This is a genomic window from Achromobacter sp., from assembly GCF_032102605.1.
GTDB lineage: Bacteria > Pseudomonadota > Gammaproteobacteria > Burkholderiales > Burkholderiaceae_B > Achromobacter.
This window is the reverse complement of record NZ_DAMDGT010000011.1, coordinates 1-2,959: the sequence shown is the minus strand read 5'-3', so window position 1 is coordinate 2,959 and position 2,959 is coordinate 1. Positions and strand designations below refer to the sequence as shown.

The window sequence follows — 2,959 nt, the reverse complement described above, 5'->3', positions numbered from 1 at the left end:
CCAGCGCAGACGGCTTGCCTCGGTGCGGCCGCAGATTCGCGGTGCAACCAAATTGAATCGCAGCGGCTCGCGCTATGCCGCCGCAATTTGTGCGTCGTCTGCGATCGCCTGCTTCAGCGCCGCCAGCAGATCTTGTTCGACTGGGCCAAGCGCGCGTTGGTCTGTAACGATCGCAAGCTCGGTGGGCAGCACCGGCGCGAAGCCCTCTTGTTCACCCAGCTCCACGTGTGTGTCCAGGCATGCAAATTCCGGCAGCAGGCTCACGCCAAGCCCCGCCGCGACGGCGGCCTGCACGCCCGCAAGACTATGGCTGTGATAGGCGATGTGCCACGGCCGGCCCGCGCTTTCCAGCGCGTAAATCATCCGCTTGCGATAGATGCATCCCTGCGGAAACAGAACCAGTGGCACCGCTGTAGCATCCCGGTCTCGGCTTCGCCCGCCCACCCATACCAGACGCTCCGGCCATGCCGCCAGACAGGGCCCATCGCCGGGTTCGCGTTTGACGAGCGCCAGATCCAGATCGCCCGAGGCCAACCCGGCACGTAAATCGCTGCTCATGCCGCTGGCCGTCTCCAGGCGCACGTCGCCGTGGCTGGCCGCAAATTGCGCCAGCAACACGGTCAGGCGCGACACGTCGAAATCCTCGGGCACCCCCAGCCGCATCACGCGCGCCGCGCGCGGCGCCGACACCACATGCTCGGCTTCCCCCGCAATGGCGAGCAGGCGCCGGGCATATGCCAGCATCAATTCGCCGTCTTCCGTCGCGGATACATTTCCGCCGGCGCGATCCCGCAGCACAAGCGTCTTCCCGACGCTCTGTTCAAGCTTGCGCACCTGCTGGCTGACCGTCGACTGGGTGCGGTGCACGCGAGTCGCGGCTCGCGTGAAACTCCCTTCGTCCACGACGCAGACCAACGTCTTCAGAAGTTCAAGATCCAACATAGGCTTGGATATTCGATATACAACTGGGTTGAGTCTTTTTATTAATTTTACAACTATAGTGCTGCTCCGTACGCTGGTGGTTGTCTTCAACGCACTTAGGAAGCGTCATGCCACTTGACCAATTACCCCGTCCGCAATGGCTCACGTTCGATTGCTATGGCACCCTCATCCAATGGGACGAAGGCCTGCAGGCAGCGGTGGCCAGAATCCTTGACGCCAATCCGGACAAATCCAAGGCGCCATCCGCCGCCGAATTTCTGCACGTCTATGATGAGCACGAGCATCGCCTCGAACGTACGCCACCCTATCGCCGATTCGCCGACGTGACTCGCGAATCGCTGCGACTGGCCATGGAGCACTTCGGCCTGGCCTACCGGCCCACCGACGCCGAGGTTCTTACGGGCAGCATCTCCCGCATGCCGCCGTTCCCCGAGGTTGTCGAAACCCTCGCTCGTCTCAAAGCGGCGGGATTCCGTCTGTGCATCGTCTCCAATACGGACGACGACATCATCGCGGGCAACGTCGCCCAACTGGGCGGCCATATTGACCGCGTCATCACCGCCGAACAGGCTGGCGCCTACAAGCCGTCGCGTACGATATTCGCGCACGCTCACCGCAATCTGGGCGTCACGCCCGACGAAGTCGTCCACATTTGCGCCAGCCCCCACCTGGACCTCGCGGCAGCCCGCGACATTGGCTTTCGGTGCATCTGGATCGACCGCGGCACCGGCCGCAAACCCTTGCCTGACTACCGGCCGGACGCTACCGTAGCAACGTTGGATCGCGTCCCCGGCTTGTTTCATGACGCCGGCTGGCTCTGATCCCCGTCACTCAACCTATTCCTGAAGGCTGCCATGAATCACGATCCCCGCTTTGCCGATGCCCTCTTTCACGCCGACACCGTCACAGCGCTGCGTTCGGACCTGGCGCTGGCGCTGCGGGCAGCGGCCGCACATGGGTTGGGCGAAGGCGTCTGCAATCATTTCAGCGTGGCGCTACCGGGGGACCTCGACCATTTCCTGCTGAACCCCCGCGGCCTCATGTGGAATGAAGTCCAGGCGGACGACATCGTGCTGGTCGACGCGCACGGCAACAAACTTGCCGGGCGACACGAGGTCGAGCCCACCGCCATGTACATCCACGCCGCCATCCATCGGATTGCCGGCAAAGCCTGTGTGCTGCACACGCACATGCCCTATGCCACAGCCCTAACGCTTACGTCGGATCGCGGCCTGGACACCACGCTGTCCCAGAACGCCATGCGCTTTCATGGTCGCCTGGCCATCGACGAGCATTACAACGGGCTTGCGCTCGACGTCACCGAAGGCGAGCGGATCGCCCGCGCCATGCAAGGCGCCGACATCGTGTTCCTCGGCAATCACGGCGTCGTCGTGTGCGGTGAACGCATGGACTACGCCTACGACGATCTTTTCTTCCTGGAACGGGCCTGTACCGCCCAGGTCTTGGCGCAATCCACCGGACGCCCGCTGGTGCCCGTCAATCCGGACCTCGCCTCCAAAGTCGCGGCGCAAATCCAAAGTGAACGTCATCAGTCCGAGCTGTTCTTCGAGGCCTTGCGTCGGCAACTGCCTTGACCCCAACTGGCTTGACCCAAAGTGCCCTGACCCGAAGTGCCCTGACCCGATGTGACTTGACCCGATGTGACTTGACTAAGCGATTCCACCGACAAAGCTGGCGTCGTCAATACCAGATCAGTCGAAGATAGGAGACAAACAAAACCCCCCTCGTGGCGCCAGCCGCGAGGGGGTTGTTCATTGGATAAAGCTTGCGATCACGCGTGTTGATCAGCGCCACGACAATCCGATTTGCCCCGTGGTAATTCCGTTGCAGATCAAATGTCCGGCCGCGCGATCCGCGCGTTGCACGATCAATATATCTGGTCTGTCGCGCAAATCTGGCGCCACTTCCGGCGCCACAAAGACAAAACCCCGCAGCGATTAACTGCGGGGTTTTGCGGAATAAAAGCCTGACGATGACCTACTTTCACAGACGTCCG

3 protein-coding genes are annotated in these 2,959 nt (G+C 62.1%); 2 read left to right on the top strand and 1 reads right to left on the bottom strand.

All coding sequences use genetic code 11. The annotated features are described in order from the left end of the window. Window positions 1-72 precede the first annotated feature (72 nt). Window positions 73-942 (bottom strand): LysR substrate-binding domain-containing protein, encoded by an 870-nt coding sequence (locus RT614_RS21825; protein ID WP_313624364.1) that lies wholly within the window; start codon window positions 940-942, stop codon window positions 73-75. A gap of 107 nt (window positions 943-1,049) precedes the next feature. Here RT614_RS21825 and RT614_RS21820 point away from each other — a divergent pair, with 107 nt between their 5' ends. Both RT614_RS21820 and RT614_RS21815 read left to right on the top strand, forming a co-directional pair. Further along, the gene (locus RT614_RS21820; protein WP_313624217.1) at window positions 1,050-1,763 is read left to right on the top strand and encodes a haloacid dehalogenase type II; all 714 of its coding nucleotides are present in this window, start codon (window positions 1,050-1,052) and stop codon (window positions 1,761-1,763) included. Window positions 1,764-1,796: 33 nt separating this feature from the next. Further along, window positions 1,797-2,537 (top strand): aldolase, encoded by a 741-nt coding sequence (locus tag RT614_RS21815; protein WP_313624216.1) that lies wholly within the window; start codon window positions 1,797-1,799, stop codon window positions 2,535-2,537. Window positions 2,538-2,959: the final 422 nt, after the last annotated feature.